Origin of the sequence: Streptomyces sp. NPDC006624 (assembly GCF_040611555.1) — a bacterium.
In the GTDB taxonomy this organism is placed as follows: domain Bacteria; phylum Actinomycetota; class Actinomycetes; order Streptomycetales; family Streptomycetaceae; genus Streptomyces.
The window spans coordinates 68,729-90,477 of sequence record NZ_JBEXOM010000004.1 but is presented as its reverse complement, the minus strand read 5'-3'; the positions used below and the strand labels follow the sequence as shown (position 1 = coordinate 90,477).

Annotated in this window: 18 protein-coding genes; 11 read left to right on the top strand and 7 right to left on the bottom strand. The window is 74.5% G+C overall.

Features of this window, described 5'->3' with window-relative positions:
- Window positions 1-64: 64 nt before the first annotated feature.
- On the bottom strand, window positions 65-1,321 hold the full coding sequence (locus ABZY20_RS09350; protein ID WP_356438898.1) for an FAD-binding protein: 1,257 nt from the start codon (window positions 1,319-1,321) through the stop codon (window positions 65-67).
- Window positions 1,322-1,499: 178 nt separating this feature from the next.
- On the opposite strand from ABZY20_RS09350, the gene ABZY20_RS09345 reads away from it, so the two are divergent.
- From ABZY20_RS09345 to ABZY20_RS09335, 3 genes are all read left to right on the top strand, one after another.
- Window positions 1,500-2,507, top strand: a complete 1,008-nt coding sequence (locus ABZY20_RS09345) for a hydroxyacid dehydrogenase (RefSeq protein ID WP_356438895.1) — start codon at window positions 1,500-1,502, stop codon at window positions 2,505-2,507.
- A gap of 132 nt (window positions 2,508-2,639) precedes the next feature.
- On the top strand, window positions 2,640-3,959 hold the full coding sequence (locus tag ABZY20_RS09340; RefSeq protein WP_356438893.1) for a radical SAM protein: 1,320 nt from the start codon (window positions 2,640-2,642) through the stop codon (window positions 3,957-3,959).
- A gap of 435 nt (window positions 3,960-4,394) precedes the next feature.
- On the top strand, window positions 4,395-5,900 hold the full coding sequence (locus ABZY20_RS09335; protein ID WP_356438890.1) for a cellulose-binding domain-containing protein: 1,506 nt from the start codon (window positions 4,395-4,397) through the stop codon (window positions 5,898-5,900).
- 60 nt (window positions 5,901-5,960) lie between these two features.
- On the opposite strand, the gene ABZY20_RS09330 is transcribed toward ABZY20_RS09335, so the two are convergent.
- On the bottom strand, window positions 5,961-6,170 hold the full coding sequence (locus ABZY20_RS09330; RefSeq protein WP_356438888.1) for a hypothetical protein: 210 nt from the start codon (window positions 6,168-6,170) through the stop codon (window positions 5,961-5,963).
- Here ABZY20_RS09330 and rsgA point away from each other — a divergent pair.
- The 3 genes from rsgA (at window position 6,160) to ABZY20_RS09315 (ending at window position 9,339) form a co-directional block, all read left to right on the top strand.
- A complete protein-coding gene (gene rsgA / locus ABZY20_RS09325) occupies window positions 6,160-7,269 on the top strand; it encodes a ribosome small subunit-dependent GTPase A (RefSeq protein ID WP_356438886.1) in 1,110 nt (369 codons plus the stop codon). The two genes, ABZY20_RS09330 and rsgA, sit on opposite strands and share 11 nt — an antisense overlap.
- Window positions 7,270-7,432: 163 nt before the next feature.
- Window positions 7,433-8,845, top strand: a complete 1,413-nt coding sequence (locus ABZY20_RS09320) for an AlkA N-terminal domain-containing protein (protein ID WP_356438883.1) — start codon at window positions 7,433-7,435, stop codon at window positions 8,843-8,845.
- Window positions 8,845-9,339, top strand: a complete 495-nt coding sequence (locus ABZY20_RS09315; RefSeq protein ID WP_356438880.1) for a methylated-DNA--[protein]-cysteine S-methyltransferase — start codon at window positions 8,845-8,847, stop codon at window positions 9,337-9,339. The genes ABZY20_RS09320 and ABZY20_RS09315 overlap by 1 nt, the downstream gene beginning before the upstream one ends.
- Window positions 9,340-9,374: 35 nt before the next feature.
- Here the strand turns inward: ABZY20_RS09315 and ABZY20_RS09310 are convergent, their stop codons facing one another.
- Window positions 9,375-9,857: a DUF456 domain-containing protein gene (locus ABZY20_RS09310; RefSeq protein WP_356438877.1), complete on the bottom strand. Its 483-nt coding sequence runs from the start codon at window positions 9,855-9,857 to the stop codon at window positions 9,375-9,377.
- Between the two features lie 211 nt (window positions 9,858-10,068).
- On the opposite strand from ABZY20_RS09310, the gene ABZY20_RS09305 reads away from it, so the two are divergent.
- Together ABZY20_RS09305 and ABZY20_RS09300 are read left to right on the top strand one after the other, a co-directional pair.
- Entirely contained in the window at window positions 10,069-12,126 is a 2,058-nt protein-coding gene (locus ABZY20_RS09305) for a protein phosphatase 2C domain-containing protein (protein WP_356438875.1), read from the top strand.
- A gap of 66 nt (window positions 12,127-12,192) precedes the next feature.
- The gene (locus tag ABZY20_RS09300) at window positions 12,193-13,935 is read left to right on the top strand and encodes a pyruvate dehydrogenase (RefSeq protein WP_356438872.1); all 1,743 of its coding nucleotides are present in this window, start codon (window positions 12,193-12,195) and stop codon (window positions 13,933-13,935) included.
- Window positions 13,936-13,960: 25 nt separating this feature from the next.
- Here the strand turns inward: ABZY20_RS09300 and ABZY20_RS09295 are convergent, their stop codons facing one another.
- Complete coding sequence (locus ABZY20_RS09295; RefSeq protein WP_356438869.1) at window positions 13,961-15,541, bottom strand: helix-turn-helix domain-containing protein; 1,581 nt, start codon at window positions 15,539-15,541, stop codon at window positions 13,961-13,963.
- 231 nt (window positions 15,542-15,772) lie between these two features.
- Between ABZY20_RS09295 and ABZY20_RS09290 the strand changes: the two genes are divergently transcribed.
- Both ABZY20_RS09290 and ABZY20_RS09285 read left to right on the top strand, forming a co-directional pair.
- Entirely contained in the window at window positions 15,773-16,396 is a 624-nt protein-coding gene (locus ABZY20_RS09290) for a hypothetical protein (RefSeq protein WP_356438866.1), read from the top strand.
- Between the two features lie 413 nt (window positions 16,397-16,809).
- Window positions 16,810-17,301: an ATP-binding protein gene (locus ABZY20_RS09285; protein ID WP_356438863.1), complete on the top strand. Its 492-nt coding sequence runs from the start codon at window positions 16,810-16,812 to the stop codon at window positions 17,299-17,301.
- Between the two features lie 57 nt (window positions 17,302-17,358).
- Here ABZY20_RS09285 and ABZY20_RS09280 read toward each other — a convergent pair whose 3' ends face one another.
- Both ABZY20_RS09280 and ABZY20_RS09275 read right to left on the bottom strand, forming a co-directional pair.
- Window positions 17,359-18,402 carry a DUF2637 domain-containing protein gene (locus ABZY20_RS09280; protein ID WP_356438860.1) on the bottom strand — a complete coding sequence of 348 codons (1,044 nt, stop codon included), beginning with the start codon at window positions 18,400-18,402 and terminating at the stop codon, window positions 17,359-17,361.
- A gap of 374 nt (window positions 18,403-18,776) precedes the next feature.
- Window positions 18,777-19,628: a (2Fe-2S)-binding protein gene (locus ABZY20_RS09275; protein ID WP_356438857.1), complete on the bottom strand. Its 852-nt coding sequence runs from the start codon at window positions 19,626-19,628 to the stop codon at window positions 18,777-18,779.
- A gap of 188 nt (window positions 19,629-19,816) precedes the next feature.
- On the opposite strand from ABZY20_RS09275, the gene ABZY20_RS09270 reads away from it, so the two are divergent.
- Window positions 19,817-20,689: a GntR family transcriptional regulator gene (locus ABZY20_RS09270; protein WP_356438854.1), complete on the top strand. Its 873-nt coding sequence runs from the start codon at window positions 19,817-19,819 to the stop codon at window positions 20,687-20,689.
- 255 nt (window positions 20,690-20,944) lie between these two features.
- Here ABZY20_RS09270 and ABZY20_RS09265 read toward each other — a convergent pair whose 3' ends face one another.
- The gene (locus tag ABZY20_RS09265; RefSeq protein ID WP_356438852.1) at window positions 20,945-21,709 is read right to left on the bottom strand and encodes a hypothetical protein; all 765 of its coding nucleotides are present in this window, start codon (window positions 21,707-21,709) and stop codon (window positions 20,945-20,947) included.
- Window positions 21,710-21,749: the final 40 nt, after the last annotated feature.

Below are 21,749 nucleotides of genomic sequence, written 5' to 3'. Positions count from 1 at the left end.
CGCTTCCGTGGGCCGTTCCCGTGGTCTCGTTCCCGCGGTCCGCTCCCGCAGCCCCGCCCGCGCTCTACGCCTCCCCCACGACGTCCCGCACGAAGGTGTTGGCGAACTTCCCCGTCGGGTCCAGTTCGCGCGTCAGCGCCCTGAAGTCCCCCAGCCGCGGATACAGCCCGCGCAGCGCGGACCCGGGCACGGTGAACACCTTCCCCCAGTGCGGCCGGGCCTCGAACGGGGCCAGCGCCTCCTCCACGCGCCGCACCACCGGCAGCACCGCCGCCGTGTCCTCGATCCAGGTGAAGTGCGCCGCCACCGTGTCCCGGCCGTGGCAGGGGCTCAGCCACTGGTCGTCACCGGCGACGGTGCGCACCTCGCAGGTCTGCAGCACCGGGGCGATCGTCTCCCGGATCGCGTCCAGCGCCCGCAGCATGCCCACGGCGTGCCCGCGCGGCAGCAGGTACTCCGACTGCAGTTCCACCCCGCTGCTCGGCACGAACTCCGCCCGGAAGTGCGGCAGTCGCTCGTGCCAGGGGCCCGGCACTCCGAACTGCTCGGTGCAGTTGACCGCCGGCATGCCCGGCACCGGGTGCATCTTCTCCCTGGCCTCGGCGGCCCAGGGGAAGGCGGGCAGCGGCTGGTCGGTGCGCCGCTTCAGCCACACCTGGCGAAAGCCCGGCTCCCGCCAGTCCGTGAACAGGCTGACGCTGTACGCCGTAGCCATCACCGTCTCGAACGTCCCGGTGTCCAGCCCTTCGAGGGGCAGTTCGGTGAAGACGTGCTGCTCGACCTCGTAGGCCGGCTCCAGGTCGAGGGTGAGCGCGGTGACGACGCCGAGCGCGCCCAGCGAGGTGACGGCCCCGCCGAACCGCTCCTCGTCCCGCCCCACGGTCACCGTCGCACCGTCCGCCGTGACCAGCTCCACCTCGCGCACCGACACCGACAGCGGCCCGTTGAGCACCCCCGAGCCGTGGGTGCCGGTCGCGACCGACCCGGCCACCGAGATGTGCGGCAGGGACGCCATGTTGGGCAGCGCGAGTCCGTGCCCGTGCACCCGGCGGGCCAGCTCCGCGTAGCGCACGCCGCCGCCGACCCGGACCGTACGGGCAGCCGTGTCGACGTCCACCTCCTCGGGCAGACCGGCCAGCGACAGCAGGACGCCCGCAGGGCCCGGCTCGGCGATCTCGTTGAAGGAGTGCCCGCTGCCCAGCACCCGCACCCGGTCGCTGTCCGCGACGAGCGCCCGCAACGCGCCGAGCGAGCCCGGCCGGTGCAGTTCCTTGGCCGCGTACGTGACGTTGCCCGCCCAGTTGGTCACGGTGCCGTTCATCGCGTCGTCCTTCCCCGAGGCAGCGGGAGCCGTAAAAGCCCTTGCCGGAACCTACCCCGGCCGCGTGTCCGTTGCCGTCGCCGCCCGTCCCGGCATACCGTGGGCCCTCGTAGAGAGCGGTTTCTGCGCGGTTGCCCGGAAGGGCCGGGCGGGGCCGCCGAGCCGGAAGGTCACCGCCTTGAGCCAGCGTCCCCAGGCACTGTTCGCCCTGGCCGCCGAGCACGTGCCGCAGGTCTTCCCGCCCGAGGTGCTCGCCCGGCTGCGGGAGTCGGTGGACATCGACCCCGGCCTCGTGGCGCACGACCTCACGAGCCCCGGCGTCCGCGAGGTGCTCGCCCGCACCGAGATCCTGGTCACCGGATGGGGCTGCCCCCGGCTCGACGATGCGGTCCTCGACGCGGCCCCCCGGCTGCGCGCGGTGCTGCACTCGGCCGGCTCGGTCAAGTCCTTCGTCACGCCCGCCCTGCGCGAGCGGAAGATCGCCGTCTCCTCGGCGGCGGCCGCCAACGCGCTGCCCGTCGCCGAGTACACCCTCGCCATGATCCTGCTCGCCGGGAAGGACGTCCTCGCCGCCCGCGAGCGCCTGCGCACCACCCGCACCTCCGCCGGCTGGGGTCTCGTCCCCGGCATCGGCAACCACGGCCGCCGCGTCGGCGTCGTCGGAGCCTCCCGCATCGGCCGCCGCGTCCTGGAACTGCTCCGCCCCTTCGACCTGCGCCCCGTCCTCACGGACCCCTATGTCGACGAGCGGGAGGCCGCCGCGCTGGGCGTCCCGCTGCTGCCGCTGGACGAGCTGCTGCGCACCTCCGGCATCGTCACCGTGCACGCCCCCGAGACCCCCCGCACCCACCGCATGATCGGCCGCCGCGAGCTGGCCCTGATGCCCGACGGCGCGGTCCTGATCAACACCGCGCGAGGCTCCCTCATCGACCACGACGCCCTCGTGGCGGAACTGCGCACCGGGCGCCTCACCGCGATCCTCGACGTCACCGACCCCGAGCCGCTCCCCGCCGACTCGCCCCTGTACGACCTGCCCGGCGCCTTCGTCACCCCGCACCTCGCCGGCTCCCAGGGCAACGAGCTGGCCCGGCTCGGACTGGCCGTCGCACAGGAGGCGGAGCGCCTGGTCACCGGCGCGGAGCTGGCCCACGCGGTCGATCTGGCGGACCTGGACCGCGTGGCCTGACGGCCCGGGCGCGGCAGGCCGGAACGGCAGGCCGGCTGCTCCGGGACCGTCCCGGGGGGACCCGGTACCGGGCACGCGCAGCCATGGGCATACCGTGAGGAGTCGTACGTCCGAACCGGGAGGAGACACGGGATGGGCAGCCGAACCGCGCTGGTCGAGGATCTGATGGAGCGCTTCCCGCACGTTCCGCGGGAAGCGGTCTTCAAGGAGGACCTGCTCCGGGGCGGCGTCGCCTTCGACGCGTCCGCGCTCAGCGACAACGAGGGCGGTGAGGTCAAGCCGAAGTCCTACTTCATCTTCTCCTTCGACCACGGCACCCTGCCCGAGCTCGGCGAGGCCGCGCTGCGCCGCCCGCCCGAGGAGATCATCCTCACCGGCGGCCCGTACGACCTGCGCCGTACGGTCGTCTCGGTCCGGGTGAACCCCTCCTCGCCGTACCGCGTCGCCGCGAACGAGGACGGCGTGCTCGGCCTCTACCTCGACGGCAGGCGGATCTCCGACGTCGGCGTGCCGCCGATGCCCGAGTACTACCGGCACACCCTCTCCAACGGGAAGTCGGTCATGGAGGTCGCCCCGACCATCCAGTGGGGCTACCTGATCTACCTGACCGTCTTCCGGGTCTGCCAGTACTTCGGCGCCAAGGAGGAGTGCCAGTACTGCGACATCAACCACAACTGGCGCCAGCACAAGGCCGCCGGCCGTCCGTACACGGGTGTGAAGGACGTCGAGGAGGTGCTGGAGGCCCTGGAGATCATCGACCGCTACGACACCGCGAAGACCTCCACCGCCTACACCCTCACCGGCGGCGCCATCACCAAGACGGTCTCCGGCCGCGACGAGGCCGACTTCTACGGCCACTACGCCAAGGCCATCGAGGAGCGCTTCCCCGGCCGCTGGATCGGCAAGGTCGTCGCCCAGGCGCTGCCGCGCGACGACGTGCAGCGCTTCAAGGACTACGGCGTGCAGATCTACCACCCCAACTACGAGGTGTGGGACGAGTACCTGTTCAAGATGTACTGCCCCGGCAAGGAGCGGTACGTCGGCCGTGACGAGTGGCACAAGCGCATCCTGGACTCCGCCGAGGTCTTCGGCGCACGCAACGTCATCCCCAACTTCGTGGCGGGCGTGGAGATGGCCGAGCCCTTCGGCTTCAAGACGGTCGACGAGGCCATCGACTCCACCACCGAGGGCCTGCGCTTCTTCATGTCGCACGGCATCACGCCCCGCTTCACCACCTGGTGCCCGGAGCCCACGACCCCGCTCGGCAAGGCCAACCCGCAGGGCGCGCCTCTGGAGTACCACATCCGCCTGCTCCAGGCGTACCGGCAGACGATGGAGGACTTCGGCCTCTCCTCGCCCCCCGGCTACGGCCCGCCCGGCGCCGGCAACGCGGTCTTCTCCGTCAGCTCCTTCATGGACAGCCTCCCGGCGGACGAACCCGTCGAGGTCTGACCCGCGAACCCGTCGAGATCTGACCCGCGAACCCGCCGAGACCTGACCCGGCCCGGTCGACCGGACCCCGCGCCCGGTCGACCGGACCCCGCGCCCGGTCGACCGGGTCACGCGCCCGGTCGACCGGGTCACGCGCCCGTCCGGATCCCGCGCTCGTCCGATCGAGACGAACGGGCCTGCCGTCGATCGAGACGAACGGGCCTGCCGTACGTATCACCTCCCGGAGCCGGCCGGGAGCAGCGCGGGCGGGACCAGGCAGCGGGACCGGTGCGCGGCCGGACGGCCTTGGTCCGGCCGCGCGCCCGGAGCCCGGAATTTGAATACGCCGCTTGTCAGTTGTGTCAGAAGCGTGAAAAGCTCGTCCCCTGCCCCGAGGTTCCCCCAACTCCATTGATGACGTGGTGAGTTGACCTCGCTTGTGGATGCAGGAGACTCATGCCCGACCTGCCGACACCTCAGGACGCCACCGAGGCCGCGCTGTTCTCCGAGTGCTGGGACGCGGTCCTCGCCTACGCCGACCTGTGCACGTCCGGCTCCACCGCCGCCGCACAGCTGGGCCGCGAGGCGTTCGCACACGGCATGCGCGAGGTCCGCGCCGCCGAAGCCGGCCCGGTCCGCGGCACCGGCCGCCGCCCCGCCCGGCTGCCGCGCATCCCCCTGCTGCTGACCGCCGTACGCACCACGGCCGCCGCCTGGGAGGAGGAGGGGCAGGGCCACAAACTCGACCCCGATCTGCGGCTGTGGCTCAACTCGGACAAGGCCGCACGCTACACCGGACCGCCCCTGCAGCGCCCGCTCGCGCTGCGCGGCCTGCGCGACCTGCAGCAGGCGGACGCGGAACTGCTGTGGCTGGCCGAGGTGGAGGCGCTGCCGCTGTCGCTGGTCGCCCGCCGCCTGGGCCTCGACCCGGCCTCCGCCGGCGAGGAACTCCAGCAGGTGCGCACCCTGTTCCGGGACCGCTGCCACCGCAACCACCTCGACACGCCGATGGACGCGCAGTGCCGCAGCTACGCACGGCTGCTGGACGCCGTCACCCGCGCGGCCGACGCCGACGCCCCCGGCGACCTCTCCCGGCACCTCGCCACCTGCGTGCAGTGCGCCGAGGCCGCCGCCTGCCTGCGTCTGCACGGCGGAGGACTGCCGGGCGCGCTGGCCGGCGGCGTGATCGGCTGGGGCGGGCTCGCCTACCTGGAGCGGCGCCGCCGCGCGGCCGAGGTACGGCTCGGCGCCGGCCGGCCCGGCTCGGCGGGCGGGACGGCCGACGACCCGGAGGCCGGGGCACAGAAGACGCGCGTCGCCCGCAACGGACTGCTCGTCGCCGCGGTCCTGGTCTCCGTGCTGGCACTCGGCGTCACCCTGCTGCCCTCCGGCGGCTCCGGCGACGGATTCGAGGCGCGCGGCGACGCCGACCGCCAGCCGGTCGCCGACCCCGGCCCCTCGCTGCCGGACGCCCCTTCCCTGCCGCCCGCCACCTCGAAGCCGGCCGGCCACGCCTCCGAGGGCACGAAGGAGCCCGGCAAGACCGGCAAGCCCGGCGAGTCCGGGGGCGAGAACCGGCACACCGAACCGCAGGGCACGTCCTCGCCCACCGAGGACCGGACCGAGCCGGAGGAGAGCAAGGACCCGTCCTGCCGCGTCGAGTACGACCTGGTCAACCAGTGGCCCGACGGCTTCCAGGCCGCCGTCACCGTGACCACCGCCGAACCCCTCGACTCCTGGCGCGTGTCGTGGTCCTTCCGGGACGGCCAGCAGGTCGGCCAGATGTGGGACGCCTCCGTCTCCCAGGACGGCTCCCGCGTCACCGCCACCGCCGCCGACTACAACAAGTCCGTCGCCGCGGGCGGTGACCTGTCGTTCGGCTTCCTCGCCTCCTGGCGGGGCAGGAACACGCCGCCGTACGACTTCGAGCTGAACGGACGCGCCTGCGCGAAAAGCAGTTGACGCGGCTCCGCCGTGACGGGATACCGTTACGGCGTTCTGCGAAGAGCAGGGCACAGAAGCTCACAGCCGAAAGCCGAAAGCCGAAAGCCGAAAGCTGAACGCTGCAGAAGCACAGAAGACGAGAAGGACGAGGAGGTGTCGACCGATGGCTGTCACCGCGACGAGCGCTGCGCGCATCCAGATCATCACGTCCACCTCCATGGCCGCCGGCTGATCCGACCGACTGTCGCGCCGGGGCCGACCTTGGAAAGGGTCACCCTTGTCTTCCACCAGCTCTGCCTCCTCCGTCTTCTCCGCGCTCGCCCCCTACGGCTGGGACGACGCGTGGGCGGACGCGTTCACCCCCTACGCCGGCGAAGGACTGCTGCCCGGACGCGTCGTCCGGGTGGACCGCGGGCAGTGCGACGTCGCCACCGCCGGCGGAGTGCTGCGCGCCGACACCGCGTTCGTCACCCCGCACGACCCGATGCGGGTCGTCTGCACCGGTGACTGGGTCGCCGTCGAACCCGGCGGCAACCCGCGCTACGTCCGCGCGTACCTGCCGCGCCGCACCGCCTTCGTCCGCTCCACCTCCTCCAAGCGGTCCGAGGGACAGATCCTCGCGGCCAACGTCGACCACGCCGTCGTCGCCGTCTCCCTCGCCGTCGAACTCGACCTCGGCCGCATCGAGCGGTTCGTCGCGCTCGCCTGGGAGTCCGGCGCGCAGCCCGTCGTCGTCCTGACCAAGGCCGACCTCGTGCCCGACGCCGTGACCCGCGCCCACCTCGTCCAGGACGTGGAGACCAGCGCGCCCGGCGTGCCGGTGCTGCCGGTCAGCTCCCACGACGGGGAGGGACTCGACGTCGTCGCGGCGACCGTCGGCGGCGGTACGACCGTGCTGCTCGGCCAGTCCGGCGCGGGCAAGTCCACTCTCGCCAACGCACTGCTCGGCGAGGACGCCATGGCCGTCCAGGCCACCCGGGACGTCGACGGCAAGGGCCGCCACACCACGACGACCCGCAACCTGCTCCTCCTGCCCGGCGGGGGCGTCCTCATCGACACGCCGGGGCTGCGGGGCGTGGGCCTGTGGGACGCCGAGACCGGCGTCGGGCAGGTCTTCTCCGAGATCGAGGAACTGGCCGGGCGCTGCCGCTTCCACGACTGCGCCCACGAGGCCGAGCCGGGCTGCGCGGTCCTGGCCGCCGTCGAGGACGGCGAACTGCCGGAACGGCGGCTGCACAGTTACCGCAAGCTCCTGCGGGAGAACCAGCGCATCGTCGCCAAGACCGACGCGCGCCTGCGCGCGGAGATCCGCAAGGACTGGAAGCGGAAGGGAGCGATCGGCAAGGCGGCGATGGAGGCGAAGCGGGGGGCGCACTGGCGCGGATAGCGCGGATAGCGCGGATGGCGCGGATGGCGCGGGACCGGGGGGCCGGGACGGAGCGCACCGGCCCCGCCGGCCCACCCGCCACGCATCCTGCCCTCACGCCTCCGAATGCCGTGTCCGATTTCCGCCAGCGGGGACCGGCGCGGCAGCCGAGACTGGAGTCGTGATGGAGGAGAGAACCGACGAGGACACCAGGTACGAGGCCGTGCGCAGTCGTGACGCACGGTTCGACGGGGTGTTCTTCTTCGCCGTCGAGACGACCGGGATCTACTGCCGGCCGAGCTGCCCCGCGGTCACCCCGAAGCGGGCCAACGTGCGGTTCTTCGCCACGGCCGCCGCCGCGCAGGGCTCCGGTTTCCGGGCCTGCCGGCGGTGCCGTCCGGACGCCGTGCCGGGCTCCGCCGAGTGGAACGTCCGCGCCGACGTGGTGGCCCGCGCCGTACGGCTGATCTCCGACGGCGTGGTCGACCGGGAGGGCGTCGCCGGGCTCGCCGTCCGCCTCGGTTACAGCGCACGGCAGGTGCAGCGCCAGCTCACCGCCGAGCTCGGCGCCGGACCGGTCGCCCTCGCACGGGCCCAGCGGGCCCACACCGCGCGCGTGCTCGTGCAGACGACCGGGCTGCCCATCACCGAGATCGCGTTCGCCTCGGGCTTCGCCAGCGTGCGGCAGTTCAACGACACGATCCGGGCCGTCTACGCGGCGACCCCGAGCGAGCTGCGTGCCGCCGCCGCGCCGAAGGGCGGCCGGGCCCGGCGCACCCCCACCCCGGACGCCGGCATCCCGCTCCGGCTCGCCCACCGCGGCCCCTACCAGGCCGGACCCGTCTTCGACCTGCTGGAACGCGAGGCCGTGCCCGGCGTCGAGGAGGTGAACGGCCCGCCCGGAGGGCGCACGTACCGGCGCACGCTCCGCCTGCCCTACGGCACCGGCATCGCCGCCGTCCACGAACGCCCCGGCACCGCCCGCACCGGGCTCGGCGCCCACCCGGGCGGCTGGCTCGACGCCCGGCTGCACCTCACCGACCTCCGCGACCTGACCACCGCCGTGCAGCGGCTGCGGCGGCTGTTCGACCTCGACGCCGACCCGTACGCCGTCGACGAGCGCCTCGGCGCCGACCCCCGGCTCGCGCCCCTGGTCGCCGCCCGGCCCGGCCTGCGCTCGCCGGGCACCGCGGACCCGGAGGAACTCGCCGTGCGCGCACTGGCCGGGCCCGTGGAGGCGGAGCGGCTGGTACGCCGGTACGGCAAGGCCCTGGACGCCCCCTGCGGCAGCCTCACCCACCTCTTCCCCGAGCCGTCCGTCCTCGCCGGGGCCGAACCCGGCGGCACCCTCGGCGCGCTCACCGCCGCCCTGGCCGACCGGGCCGTGCGCCTGGACCCGGGCGCCGACCGGGACGACGCCCAGGACGCCCTGCGGGCCGTGCCCGGGCTCGACGCCCGTACCGTCGCCGAGATCCGCACCCGCGCCCTCGGCGACCCGGACGTGGCCCCGCCCGGCCCCGACGTCCCCGACAGCTGGCGCCCCTGGCGCTCGTACGCCCTGAACCACCTGCGCGCAGCGGGGGAGTGGGAGATTTGATGACCGACCCGACCTACTGGACCAGTGTCAGCTCCCCGCTCGGGCCGCTGCTCCTGACCGCCGCCCCCACGGGAGCGCTGACCTCGCTGTCCGTGCCCGGGCAGAAGGGCGGGCGCGCGCCGCTGGACGACTGGCGGCGGGACCCCGGGCCCTTCCGCGCGGCTCAGGAGCAGCTGCAGGCGTACTTCGCCGGGGACCTGAAGGAGTTCCGGCTGCGGTGGCACGCCGAGGGCACCGCGTTCCGGAAGAGGGTGTGGGCCGCGCTCGACGACATCCCCTTCGGCTCGACCGTGACGTACGGGGAGATCGCCGCGCGGATCGGGGCGCCCCGGGCGGCCGTACGGGCCGTCGGCGGGGCGATCGGGGCGAACCCGCTGCTGGTGGTCCGGCCGTGCCATCGGGTGATCGGGGCGGGCGGCGCTCTGACGGGGTACGCGGGCGGGCTGGACCGCAAGGTGCGGCTGCTGACGCACGAGGGGGTGCTGCCCGCCTGAAGGGATCGGGTCCGGGCCGGACGCCGGGACCGGGGTCAGCCCCAGAACACCGCGCCCACCCAGGCCGCGGCTATCAGCTGGCAGGTGAACAGCTCGGCCAGGACGCTGGAGCCGCCCGAGCGCATCACGGTGCGCACGGCGGCCGCCGCCCCGGCGCGGCGGCCCAGGCGGTGCCGTTCGAAGAGGTAGATACCGGCCAGAAAACCGGGGATCGCGCCGAGTACGGGGAGCAGGACGAAACCGGCGGTGGACGCGGCACCGGCGTAGAACAGCATGCGGTGGTTGGTGCCGTCCGCGCGCAGCCGGCGCGGCGGCAGCGCCCAGCGCACGGCCTGCGAGACGAGCAGCAGGACGGTGGCGCCCACCAGGACCCACCAGGCGACGGGCTGCGGGTCCTTCAGGGCCCACCACAGGACCGCGGCCCACACCAGCCATGACCCGGGCACCGCGGGCAGCAGCACTCCGCACAGTCCGAGCAGGATGACCAGCCCGACCAGCAGGAGGTCCCACACTCCCATCTGACCAGACTGCCGGAACACCGGAGAAGGCGCAGGTCAGGGCCGTAGCCGTGCGTGAGACCCCCAGGTCAGCGTGGCGGGGTCGCCGGTACGGCCCGTGAATCGCACGGCCGTTCCCTCCCTCACCCGAGGCGCGGTTCGTGGCGGGGCGGGGGCCGGTTTTTCCACAAGCCCCGTTTTCAACCGGCCCGTGCGGTGGACAATTACGGGCATGAGCCAGCAGGGGGGAAGGCCCACCGGTCACGAGGACGACTGGTGGGGGCAGTTGTACGACGACTCCACCGGCGACACGGGCCCCGCACCGGCCCCCGATTCCCTGGACGACCGCTTCGCCTCGGCGGCGGGGACGGTGGGTGTGCCGGAGGAGGGTTCGGACGGAGTGCGGGATCAGCGGTCCGCGTCCGGTTCGGCGGGCGCGGGTCCCGACCGGCGGCCGGGCCCTTCGCAGCCGGTGGTCCCCGCGCCCCGGGCCGGAGCCGACGACGTACCGGACGCCCCGCGCCGCGCCCCCTGGGAGCCGCCGCCGGTCCGGCCTCCCGGGCCCGTCCCCCTCCCGGCCGCCGCGCGGCCACCCGTGCCGCCGCCCCCGGCCACGGACCCTCCCGGGTCGCACGGCCCGCGGGACACCGCGGCCACCGCGACGGACCGGCCCTGGAACCCCGCGCCCCCGGCAGCCGCCGACGAGCCCTCCGCTCCCGTCGACCCCCGCACCGCGCCTCCGCCCGCGGCCCCCGCCGATCCGCCACCCGCACCCCGGGCACCGGCCGACGCGCGGCCCACGTCACCGGCCGCCGGCCGGCCGTGGACCGCGCCCCCGCCCCCGCCTCCGGCCCCGGCCGACGAGCCGCCCGCCGCACCGGGTCCGGCCGTCCACCCGCCGGCGTCCCGGGCTCCCGGCAACCCGCCGGCCCCGGCCGATCCACCGTCCGCCGCACCGGACCCGGCCGTCCGGTCACCGGCGTCCCGGAGCCACGACAACCCACCGATCCCCGCCGACCCGCCACGGTCCTCACCGCCACCGTCCTCACCCGCTCCCGCCCCACCGCCTCCGGCCACCCCGCCATCTGCCTCACCCGTGCCCGCCCCACCGCCTGCAGCCGCCCCGCCATCCGCCTCACCCGCGCCCGCCCCACCCCCTCCAGCCACCCCGCCCCCCGCCTCACCCACCTCCACCGCCCTCTCCGCCACGCCGTTCCCCGCACCGCCGCACCCCTTCACCCCCGGCCCCGGTGACGATGTCGACGGCGATGACGACGGCGACGGCGACCCGGGACCCCGCGTAGAACCGCTCGCGCCCGCCCCCGGGGCCCGGGCCCACGTCGGGTCCCGGCCGCCCACCTACGACGCCGAACCCACCGCGCTGCCGGCCGCCGACCCGGAGGCGCTGGACGATCTCGTCCCGGACACCGTGCTCGACGGGGCGCGGCACGGAGCCTGCACGCTGCGGGCCGCGTCCGTGCGGGGGGACTCCGCGCGGTACCGCGGGGAGCCCCGGCGGGACGCGCTGCTCACCGCACGGTTCGGCACCGGGGAGCGCGCGCTGCTGCTCGTGGCGATGGCGACCGGGGCCCGGGCCGCGCCGGGGGCGCACCGGGCCGCCGCCGAGGCCTGCCACTGGATCGGGCGGGCCGTGGGCCGCAGCCACGCGCGGCTGGTGGAGGACATACGAGGCGGCCGGCGCGGTGACCTCAAGTCGGGGCTGCACCGCCTCACCGACCGCAGCCTCGGCAAGCTCCGCGCCAGCGCCGCCGAACAGGGCGTCGATCCGGAGGAGTACGCGGCGAGCCTGCGCTGCCTGCTGCTGCCGGGCGACCCCGCGTGCCGTACCCGGGTGTTCTTCGGCGTCGGACCGGGCGGGCTGTTCCGGCTGCGGGAGGGGGAGTGGCAGGACATCGAGCCGCGGGTCACCGAGGTCAAGGGCGAAGCGGTCGTGGGCTTCGGGTCGCCGCCGTCCGAGACGCCCGGGGGCGACCGGCTCACCATGGACCTCGGCATCCCGACCCCGCCCAGCCCCTACGAACCGGCCCCCGAGCCGCCCCGCGAACCCTTCCGCTTCCGCACCTCCATCGCCCGCCCGGGTGACACGCTCCTGCTGTGCAGCGGCGGCCTCGCCGACCCGCTGCGCGGCGAACCCGAACTGGGCGAGCACCTCGCCGACCGGTGGTCCGGGCCCGAACCGCCCGGCCTCGCCGCGTTCCTCGCCGACTCCCAGGTGCGGGTCAAGGGGTACGCGGACGACCGGACGGTGGCCGCGGTGTGGGAGGCGTGAGCGCGTGCCGTGTGACTTGATGGACCTCGGAGGGATCTCAGGAGACCGAAGGGGCAGACGAGAACCATGGCCAAACAGAACGTCGCGGAACAGTTCGTCGACATCCTGACCCGTGCCGGGGTCAAACGCCTCTACGGAGTCGTCGGCGACAGCCTCAACCCCGTGGTCGACGCCGTCCGCCGCAACCCCGCCATCGACTGGATCCACGTACGGCACGAGGAGACCGCCGCGTTCGCCGCGAGTGCGGAGGCGCAGATCACCGGAGGGCTCGCGGCCTGCGCCGGCTCCTGCGGTCCCGGCAACCTCCACCTCATCAACGGCCTCTACGACGCCCACCGCTCGATGGCCCCGGTCCTCGCCCTCGCCTCGCACATCCCCTCCAGCGAGATCGGCCTCGGCTACTTCCAGGAGACCCACCCCGACCGCCTGTTCGCCGAGTGCAGCCACTACAGCGAGATGATCTCCAGTCCGCGGCAGATGCCCCGGCTGCTGCAGACCGCCATCCAGAACGCCGTCGGCCGCAGCGGCGTCAGCGTCGTCACCCTGCCCGGCGACATCGCCGACCTGCCCGCCCCCGAGCAGGCCGCCGAGACCGCCCTCGTCACCTCCCGGCCGACCGTCCGCCCCGGTGACGCCGAGATCGACAAGCTCGCGGACATGATCGACCGGGCCGAGAAGGTCACCCTGTTCTGCGGCAGCGGCACCGCAGGCGCGCACGCCGAGGTCATGGAGTTCGCCGGGAAGATCAAGTCCCCGGTGGGGCACGCCCTGCGCGGCAAGGAGTGGATCCAGTACGACAATCCGTACGACGTCGGCATGAGCGGCCTCCTCGGGTACGGCGCCGCCTACGAGGCCACCCACGAGTGCGACCTGCTGATCCTGCTCGGCACCGACTTCCCGTACAACGCCTTCCTCCCCGACGACGTCAAGATCGCGCAGGTCGACGTCCGGCCCGAACACCTCGGCCGCCGCTCGAAGCTGGACCTCGCGGTGTGGGGCGACGTACGGGAGACGCTGCGCTGCCTGATCCCGCGGGTGAAGGAGAAGAAGAACCGGCGCTTCCTCGACCGGATGCTGAAGAAGCACGCCGACGCGCTGGAGGGGGTGGTGAAGGCCTACACCCGCAAGGTGGAGAAGCACGTGCCGATCCACCCCGAGTACGTGGCGGCCGTGCTCGACGAAGTCGCCTCCGACGACGCCGTGTTCACCGTCGACACCGGCATGTGCAACGTCTGGGCCGCCCGTTACCTCTCACCCAACGGCCGCCGTCGCGTGATCGGTTCCTTCTCCCACGGCTCCATGGCGAACGCCCTGCCCATGGCGATCGGCGCGCAGTTCACCGACCGCGACCGGCAGGTCGTGTCGATGTCCGGCGACGGCGGGTTCTCCATGCTGATGGGCGACTTCCTGACGCTCGTGCAGTACGACCTCCCCGTCAAGGTCGTCCTCTTCAACAACTCCTCCCTCGGCATGGTCGAGTTGGAGATGCTGGTCGCGGGCCTGCCCTCGTACGGGACGGCCAACAAGAACCCCGACTTCGCCGCCGTCGCCCGCGCCTGCGGTGCCTACGGCGTACGCGTCGAGAAGCCCAAGGACCTCGCCGGGGCGCTGAAGGACGCGTTCAGGCACAAGGGCCCGGCCCTCGTCGACGTCGTCACCGACCCCAACGCGCTGTCCATCCCGCCGAAGATCAAGGCGGAGATGGTGACCGGGTTCGCCCTGTCCGCGTCCAAGATCGTGCTGGACGGCGGGGTCGGCCGGATGCTGCAGATGGCCCGCTCCAACCTGCGCAACGTGCCGAGGCCTTAGCCGGTGCCTCGGCGGTGCGGCGGGGCTAGCCGTACGGGGTCCACTGCCGGGCCGAGGTGTCGTACATGTACCGGGGCAGGCCCTTGAGGGCGCTGGTGCGGAACGGGCTGCCGCCGTCGTCGACGCGGACCGTGCCCCGGCGGCCCTGGGAGGACCAGTCAAGCTCCAGGTACCAGCGGCAGTCGCACCCCTGCGTCCGGGCGGTGACCAGCAGCACCTCGGGGTCCCGCGCCGAGACGCGGTACGGCAGGCTCACCGCCGGGATCGGCGTGCCGGCGTCGCTCCCGGCGACCGGGCGGGCGAGCGGGCGGTCCTTGTCCAGGTCCACGTCGAAGTAGCGCGGGGTGAGCGCGCCGCCGCAGCCCTGGTCCATGGCGTAGGCGTTGCCCCGCGCGGGTTCCTGCCGCCCGGCCACCCGCACGCGCAGGGCCTCCAGCACGACGGCCGTGTCGCTCAGCCCCTGCACCGTCAGCCGCACGACCGTCTCGCCCGCGTGCACCGCGCCCTGCGTCGCGGCCCAGGTCCCGGCGTCCTGCGGGGCCGGGGGCGGCGGCACCTGACCCGGCGGCTTGGCGATCACGTAGTCGTGCCCGCAACCGGCCTTCCAGGCCTGGGAGTCGGCCGACCAGGCCAGGGGCGGGGTGGCGGCCGTGCCGCGGTCCGGTGGGGCGGTGGTGCCGCGGACCGAGGGCGAGGGGGCGGCCTTCTCCTCCGGCGGGGTGGCGGAGGGCGAAGGCCGCCCGGAAGCGGGGGAGCCGCCCGGGGTGGGGGAGGCGGAGCGCCCGGCGGATGCCTCGGCGCGTGCCGTACCGGTCGCCGCGGGGCCGGACGCCGTACCGGCACGGTCCCCGGCGGACGCGCGCCGCCCGTCGGGCAGCGCGGCCAGACTCCCGAGCGTGGCCAGCACCGCGCAGGCGGCGGCCAGTCCGACGGTGACCCGCCTGCGGCGGTACCCGGGTCGGGCGGGCGCCCCGCCCGGGGCGTCCGCGGGTCCGTCCGGGGCGTCTACCGGTCCGTCCGGGGCCTCCGCCGGTCCGTCCGGGGCCTCCGCCGGTCCGTCCGGGGCCTCCGCCGGTCCGGCCGGGGCGTCCGCGGGCCCGGCCGCCGAGCCGGGCGCGTCCCGTCCCTGCTCCTGTCCCGGCTCTCGCCCGTGCTCCCCGTGCTCCTGTCCCGGCTTCTGTCCCGGCTCCTGCCGGTCGTCCTGCCCCGGTTTCCGCCCGTGCTCCTGTCCCGGCTTCTGCCCCGACTCCCGCCCGTGCTCCTCGGCACCCGGTGCCTCGTCGCTCGCGCTGTCCGTGACCGGCTCCTCCCCGGGCGTGCCCGCGGCGGCCGCCGTGCGGGGTCTCTGCCGTGCCGCCACCGCCGCGAGCCAGCGGCGGTGGACCTCCAGGCGTTCCTCCGGGCTCGCCCCGCACAGGGCCGCGAAGCGCTCGACGGGGGCGAAGTCGACGGGGACCGCGTCGCCCGCGCAGTAGCGGTGCAGGGTCGAGGTGTTCATCGCCAGACGGCGGGCCAGGGAGCCGTAGCTGCGGTCCGTGCGGTCCTTCAGCGACCGCAGCAGCGCCGCGAACTCGCCGACGTCGCCGAGGTCCTCGTGTGCCGACACCGTTCCCCCGTCTCCTGGGTCCGACCCGGCCCGGGACGGCATCCCAGGCACCCATGTACCTGCACGTCACAGGGGCTGGGATGGTTCCACCCCCGCCGGCCGGGCGCGGGCCGTTGCGCCGGGCCGCCGTGACCGCCGATGCTTCTGGTGCCGCACCGGACGGGCCCGGGCCGACCGGGCCGAGCCGTGACGGCAACCGACATCCACGCACTCACCCACGGGGGGACACCCATGCCCATGCGCACCCGGACCGGCGCGCTCACCGCACTCACCGCCGCGGCCCTCGCGGCCGGCGCGGTCCTCACGGCCCCGGCGGCCGGCGCCGCTCCGAAGGCCGTCCAGCCGAAGTTCCTGTCGGCGTCCCAGCTGCCGCCGCACCCGTCCTCGGCCTGGACCGCCGGCCCGGTCACCGACGGCTTCCCGGAGGAACTCGCCGCCTGCCTGGGCCAGGAGGGGCTGCCCGGCTACGACTACCGGCACCGCGCGTTCTGGACGGAGCTGGAGACAAGCGCCGTCCAGGTCACCGTCGTCACGGGCTCCACCGCCAAGGCCAAGGCGCTCGCGAAGGCACTGGACGACAGGATCCGCACCTGCGCCGACCGCATCGAGGAGTCCGACCCGGACACCCGGGCCGAGGGCCGGTACTACGGCACGCTGCCGGTGGAGGAGGGCGCCCGCGTCCGCGGACTGCACACCGAGACGTCCTGGGGCGCCACCGACGTCTCCCTGCTGTCGGTCGGCCGCGACGGCAAGACCGTCACCGTCGTCGAGTGGGGCCAGATGGGCGACTTCGGCGACGCCCCGGTGGGCGCCTTCAAGAAGACGACCACGACCGCCGTCAACAAGCTGTACTGACGGCCGGACCCGGGGCCGTCCTCCCGCCACGGGGGTGGGGAGGACGGCCCCGTACCGGTCGGTGCCCCGGAAAGACCGTCGTAGTTCGGCCAACTTCCCCGGACCCCCGCGGAAGGTGATCAGCCGCCCCGGCCCGTCACGGCGTACGCCCGGATCGGCAGACGGCCCTCGGCCCATCGTCCGATCTCCGGCGGTCAGCATCCACTTGAGGACTCCTGGCCGTTACCCTCTTGTCCCCCACCCCGCCCCCGCGGTAGCGCTCAAGCGCTCTGAGCATGTGCCATCCGCCCCGTCCGTGTGGCCGAACACCGGTTGTCGACGATCCGGGATGACTGCCGCGTGTGCGACGGGGCATGGATCCCCGTGAACGTGTTCGAGCTGGGGGAACCGACATCGGCGCGCGGGCGGGGGTCATGGAGAGGCAGGTACGAGGGGGCGGTCCCATAGCGGTGGAGGCCCACCCGGCCAAGACCGTGGAGGACAGGGCCGACGACATCGCGGAGCGGGCGCCGGAGCCTCAGCTGAGGCGCAGACTCGGGCGGGCGGACCTGCGGGCCGTGCCGGAGGCGCGCAGGGCGCTGCGGGAACTGCTCGGGCACTGGGGAAGACCGGAGCGGTCGGACCTCACCGACGTGGCGGAGCTGCTCACCAGCGAACTCGTCACCAACGCGATCGTCCACACCGACCACGACGCGCTCCTGACGGCCACCGTCGGACCGCGCGGACTGCGCGTGGAGGTGAGGGACTTCGTGGCCCGCAGGCCGCGGCTGCGCGTACCGGTCGCCGACGAGGGCACGAACGGCAGAGGGCTGTTCCTGGTGCAGTCCCTCGCGGACGCCTGGGGAGTGCGGCCGCACGGCGTGGGCAAGGCCGTGTGGTTCGAACTGGGCGCCGAGGCGGCGTGAACACCGAGGGGGCGCGGCCCGCAGGCCACGCCCCCTCGCCGTTCCGGTGCGGCTCGGTCAGCCGAACTGCTGCTCCAGGTCCTTGAGCTTGCGCTCCAGGGAGTCCAGCCGCGGCAGCGCCATCGTGTCGTCCTCCGCGGTGAGGTCGACGGTCACCGGGTCAGACCCTTTGCGGACCGGCTGAAGGGAGGGACGCGAGCGGACGGGCAGGGGCTCCGGCGCCGATATGGCAGGCTCCGAGGAGACCTGCGCGGGGGCGCGCTCCACCTGGACCTCCAGCTCCCGGCCGCCGCCACCGCGGCCGAGGTAGCCGCGGTGACCGCGGCTGATCGCCTTGAGCTGGGCCCGCTCCACCCGCTGCTGGTCGCGGCGCCGCTGCCGGGCCTCGTCCTTCTTGCGCTTGTCGTCGCGCACCTCGTCGACCGCTTCGTCCAGGCTGCGTACGTTCTCCAGCAGCATCAGCGACCAGGCCCTGTACGTCTCCCGGGGGGCCCGCAGCCAGCGCACGATACGGATCTGCGGCAGCGGACGCGGCACCAGGCCCTGCTCGCGCAGGGCGGCCCGGCGGGTCTGCTTCAGCGCGCGGTCGAACAGCACGGCGGCCGACAGGGACATGCCGGCGAAGAAGTGGGGGGCTCCGTCGTGGCCGATCCCCCTGGGCGCGTGCACCCAGTTGAACCAGGCCGCGGCGAAGGCGAACGTCCAGACCAGTATCCGGGAGCCGAGCGCGGCGTCACCGTGGCTGGCCTCGCGCACCGCGAGCACGGAACAGAACATCGCCGCGCCGTCCAGACCGAACGGGACGAGGTACTGCCAGCCGCCGGTCAGGCCGAGGTTCTGCTCGCCGAAGCCGACCAGGCCGTGGAAGGAGAGGGCGGCGGCCACGGCCGCGCAGCAGAACAGCAGGACATAGGAAACAGTGCCGTAGACGGCTTCCTTGCGTCTGCGGCGCTCCTCGCTGCGCTCCCAGGAATCGTCCGCGCTCGTGTCCTTGACCGAGGAGCGCTTGCCGCGCGCGAGCACCGCCACCGCCGCCAGCATGCCCAGGAGAAGCACGGCGCCCGGTAGCAGCCAGTTCAGCGATATGTCGGTCAGTCTCATCTGGGTGGTCCCTTGCATTGGGATAGGGCGTAACGCCCGCCATAGTGGCCCAATCCCGACGGCCCTCAGGGGGTTTCGGGGCAAGAGGCCGCCAAGGAAGTGCAAGGGGATGCCCAGGGCGGCGTTCTGCTCGAACTGCCGCGTGAGGGGCGGGAGTTGAGTTCGAATAAGACTACCTGTACGAGTGGTTCCGCGGAAAGTTCCCGTGACAGGTGAGGAAGATGTGAAGCGTCTGTGGGAGTGCGTGGCCGGGAGCGGGGGGTGCCTGGGGTGCCTGGGGTGTCGGGGTGCCGTGCGGCGGCAGCGGGAGCGGCGTGGGCACGGGGTGCGGCGATCTTACGGCACGGCCGGGGTCCGCGTTGTTCGACGGTCCGTCAACTCGCCGTCGCCAGCAGCTTGGTGACCCGGTCCGCGTCGCAGGTGCGCGGGCAGGTGGCGCAGGTGTCCTGCGGGCGCAGCGTGTAGAACATGCAGCAGCTCACGCGGTCCCGGGTGCGCAGCGGCTCGCCGGCCGGGCCGGTCAGCTCGCGGAACGCCGCCGTGCCGACGTAGGGCTTGGTCGCGCCCGGCAGGAGCAGCTCCAGCTCGCGCATCGCGCGCCGCTCCTCGATCTCGCCGAACAACTGGGCGACGTACCACAGGCCTTCGACGATCTCGTCCGTCGCCATGCCCCACAGGGCCCGGCCGCGGCGCCGCATCCGGGGGCCGAAGCCGGTCAGGACGGGCTCGAGGTGCTCGGCCACCGCCGACCGCACCTCCGCCCGGAGCGCCTCCTCGTCGGGGACGACCCGGGCGCCGGGCAGCGCGGCCGCCTCGTCGCCGGGCAGGCAGGCGAAGCCGGACGGGCGGACGGCCAGGTGCCCGAGCGGGCGGCCCGGGGCGGTGCGGTCGTACGACACGTGCGTCAGGGGGTAGCGGGGGACCCGGCGCTCCAGGAACCACGGCACCGTGAACAGCAGGCACGCGGGCCAGGAGTAGCGGTGCAGCCCGAAGCTCGCGACGACGTCGGGGCGGGCCGGCTGGGCGTAGTCCCGCTGGATCTGCGCCTCGTCCCAGGCCAGGAACGCGTCGAGCGCGGGGCCGGCGGCGGCGAGGTCCGCCGCGGTGACGCGGTGGCCGCCGCCCGGGGCCTGTTCCCCGGGGGCCAGTTCGGTGACGGCGAGCCCCGGCAGGACCTCGGCCAGGCGGGCGTAGGCGCCGGAGACGGCCGAACGGGGCACGGGCATGCGATCACCGATCCACGTCTGGGTGGGAGGCCACCGGGAAGGGGCTTTCTAAAGGTAAGCCTAACCTAACCGATGATCGCCGGGATTTGAACTGGTGGCCGAGGCGCTTATCGTGCTTGGCGGGCGAGTAACAACCCGCCGTAATGACCTCAAGTGCCGTAAGTGCCGACACGTCCCCGGGAGGACCCTTGAAGCAGGGCGCACAGGGCTCCGCCGGGAGGGAGGCCGAGCAGCTCCGGGAGTCCGAGCAGCCCCGGGGGGCCGAGCAGCTCCGGGGGGCCGCCGCCGGGCGGGCCCGGGTGCCGCGGCAGGCCGGGGCGGCCGGGGCGTTCGCGGCGAGCGGGGAGGCCGGTGGGGCCGGTGGGGCCGGGGCGGTGCGGGGTGAGCACACGCACTCCGAGCCGGCCGCCCCGCGGGTGCGGCCGGTCGTCCAGCGGGCCTCGGTACGCGGGCAGATCCTCGACGCGCTGCGGGCCGCGCTGGTGGCGGGGGACCTGCGGCCCGGGGAGGTGTACTCGGCGCCGGTGCTGGGGGAACGCTTCGGGGTGTCGGCGACGCCGGTGCGCGAGGCGATGCAGCAGCTGGCGCTGGAGGGCGCGGTCGAGGTGGTGCCCAACCGGGGGTTCCGGGTCGTCGAGCGGGGGGCCCGGGAACTGGCCGAGCTGGCCGAGGTGCGGGCGCTGATCGAGGTGCCGGTGATGCTGCGGCTGGCCCGGACGGTGCCCGCCGAGCGGTGGGCCGAACTGCGCCCGCTGGCCGAGGCGACGGTCCGCGCGGCGTCCTCCGGCTGCCGCGCGACGTACGCGGAGGCGGACCGGGGCTTCCACCGGGCGGTGCTGTCCCTGTCGGGGAACGGGCAGCTGGTCCAGATCGCGGAGGACCTGCACCGGCGGGCCCAGTGGCCGCTGGTCGGGGCCGGGCCGGGGGTGCGGGGGCGGGCCGAACTGGTGGCGGACGCGCATGAGCACACGGCGCTGCTGGACGCGTTGATCGCGCGGGATCTGGACGTGGTGCGGGTGCTGGTGGGGGAGCATTTCTCGGGGGCGGCGGGCGCGGGCTGAGCGGGACCGGCGTGCGTGGTGATGCCTGCGGCGGCCTGTGGCTGTTTCGGTGGGGGTGCGCGTCGCGCCTTCCGGCGGTGGTGGGGCGGGGCCGCGCCGGGGGGTGTCCGTCCTCGGATCGGCGCGATGGAGTTCCTTACGGCTGACTGTTCTTTGACGCGCCGACCGCTGCGGGCGGACACCCCCCGGCACGTCCCCTTCCGTGCGTGCGCGGGTGCGGGTCCGCCGCGTCGCGTGCTCAGCCGCGGCGTCCTCTCACGCCGTCGCGGCCGGTGGTGCCGGGGCCAGGTGCCGGGCCAGCCAGGTCGGGACGCCGCCGAGGAGGCGGAACAGGCGGCGGGCCTCCTCGCGGAGCCGGGAGGCCTCCGGTTCCGTCTCCGTGTCGGCCAGGGAGACGAGGGCCGGGGCCGTGCCCACGAGGTAGCCCAGTTCCTCGCGGATGCGGAGGGACTCGGCGAAGCCGTGCCGGGCCTCGGCCAACTCGCCGTCGCGCAGGGCGAGTCCGGCGAGGTGGCGCCAGGTGAAGGAGAGCAGCAGCGGGTCGGAGTGGGCCGTGGCGCCCGCGTGGGCGCGGCGGTAGGCGGCCCGGGCGGCCTGGGGCGCGCTCGTCAGGTTCTCCGCCAGCAGGCCCCGGCGGAAGTCCAGCAGGGCCCGCTGCGGGGCACCCGGAGGGACCAGTGCCGCCGCCCTGCCCAGTGCGGCCCGTGCCTCGTCGGCCCGGTCCCGCACCGCGAGGATCGTCGACGCGTAGGCCAAGTACCCGCGTTCACAAGCGGCCGCGCCGCGCTCGTCGTCGCTGTGGGCCAGTGCCTCGGCCGTGCGCAGCGCGTCCTCGGCCTCCTCCCAGCCCTGCTCGGTGTACAGGCATCGTTCGACCAGCAACGACGCGCGTTGCAGCGCCGCCGCGGGAGTGGCCGGCAGCAGCAGTGCGGCCGCGTCGGCCCAGCATCCGCGGGAGCGCAGCCGCCATACCGCGGTCTGGAGGGGATCGTCACCTGCGGTCGTTCCGTTACCAGACATGGCGGTATGCGCCACGTTGCCCTCCCCGAGCACGCCATCG

Coding starts and splice junctions, on each gene's coding strand:
- ABZY20_RS09350 (WP_356438898.1), bottom strand. CDS start 1,321: ATGAACGGCACCGTGACCAACTGGGCGGGCAACGTCACGTACGCGGCC.
- ABZY20_RS09340 (WP_356438893.1), top strand. CDS start 2,640: ATGGGCAGCCGAACCGCGCTGGTCGAGGATCTGATGGAGCGCTTCCCG.
- ABZY20_RS09335 (WP_356438890.1), top strand. CDS start 4,395: ATGCCCGACCTGCCGACACCTCAGGACGCCACCGAGGCCGCGCTGTTC.
- ABZY20_RS09320 (WP_356438883.1), top strand. CDS start 7,433: ATGGAGGAGAGAACCGACGAGGACACCAGGTACGAGGCCGTGCGCAGT.
- ABZY20_RS09315 (WP_356438880.1), top strand. CDS start 8,845: ATGACCGACCCGACCTACTGGACCAGTGTCAGCTCCCCGCTCGGGCCG.
- ABZY20_RS09310 (WP_356438877.1), bottom strand. CDS start 9,857: ATGGGAGTGTGGGACCTCCTGCTGGTCGGGCTGGTCATCCTGCTCGGA.
- ABZY20_RS09305 (WP_356438875.1), top strand. CDS start 10,069: ATGAGCCAGCAGGGGGGAAGGCCCACCGGTCACGAGGACGACTGGTGG.
- ABZY20_RS09300 (WP_356438872.1), top strand. CDS start 12,193: ATGGCCAAACAGAACGTCGCGGAACAGTTCGTCGACATCCTGACCCGT.
- ABZY20_RS09290 (WP_356438866.1), top strand. CDS start 15,773: ATGCCCATGCGCACCCGGACCGGCGCGCTCACCGCACTCACCGCCGCG.
- ABZY20_RS09285 (WP_356438863.1), top strand. CDS start 16,810: ATGGAGAGGCAGGTACGAGGGGGCGGTCCCATAGCGGTGGAGGCCCAC.
- ABZY20_RS09280 (WP_356438860.1), bottom strand. CDS start 18,402: ATGAGACTGACCGACATATCGCTGAACTGGCTGCTACCGGGCGCCGTG.
- ABZY20_RS09275 (WP_356438857.1), bottom strand. CDS start 19,628: ATGCCCGTGCCCCGTTCGGCCGTCTCCGGCGCCTACGCCCGCCTGGCC.
- ABZY20_RS09265 (WP_356438852.1), bottom strand. CDS start 21,709: ATGTCTGGTAACGGAACGACCGCAGGTGACGATCCCCTCCAGACCGCG.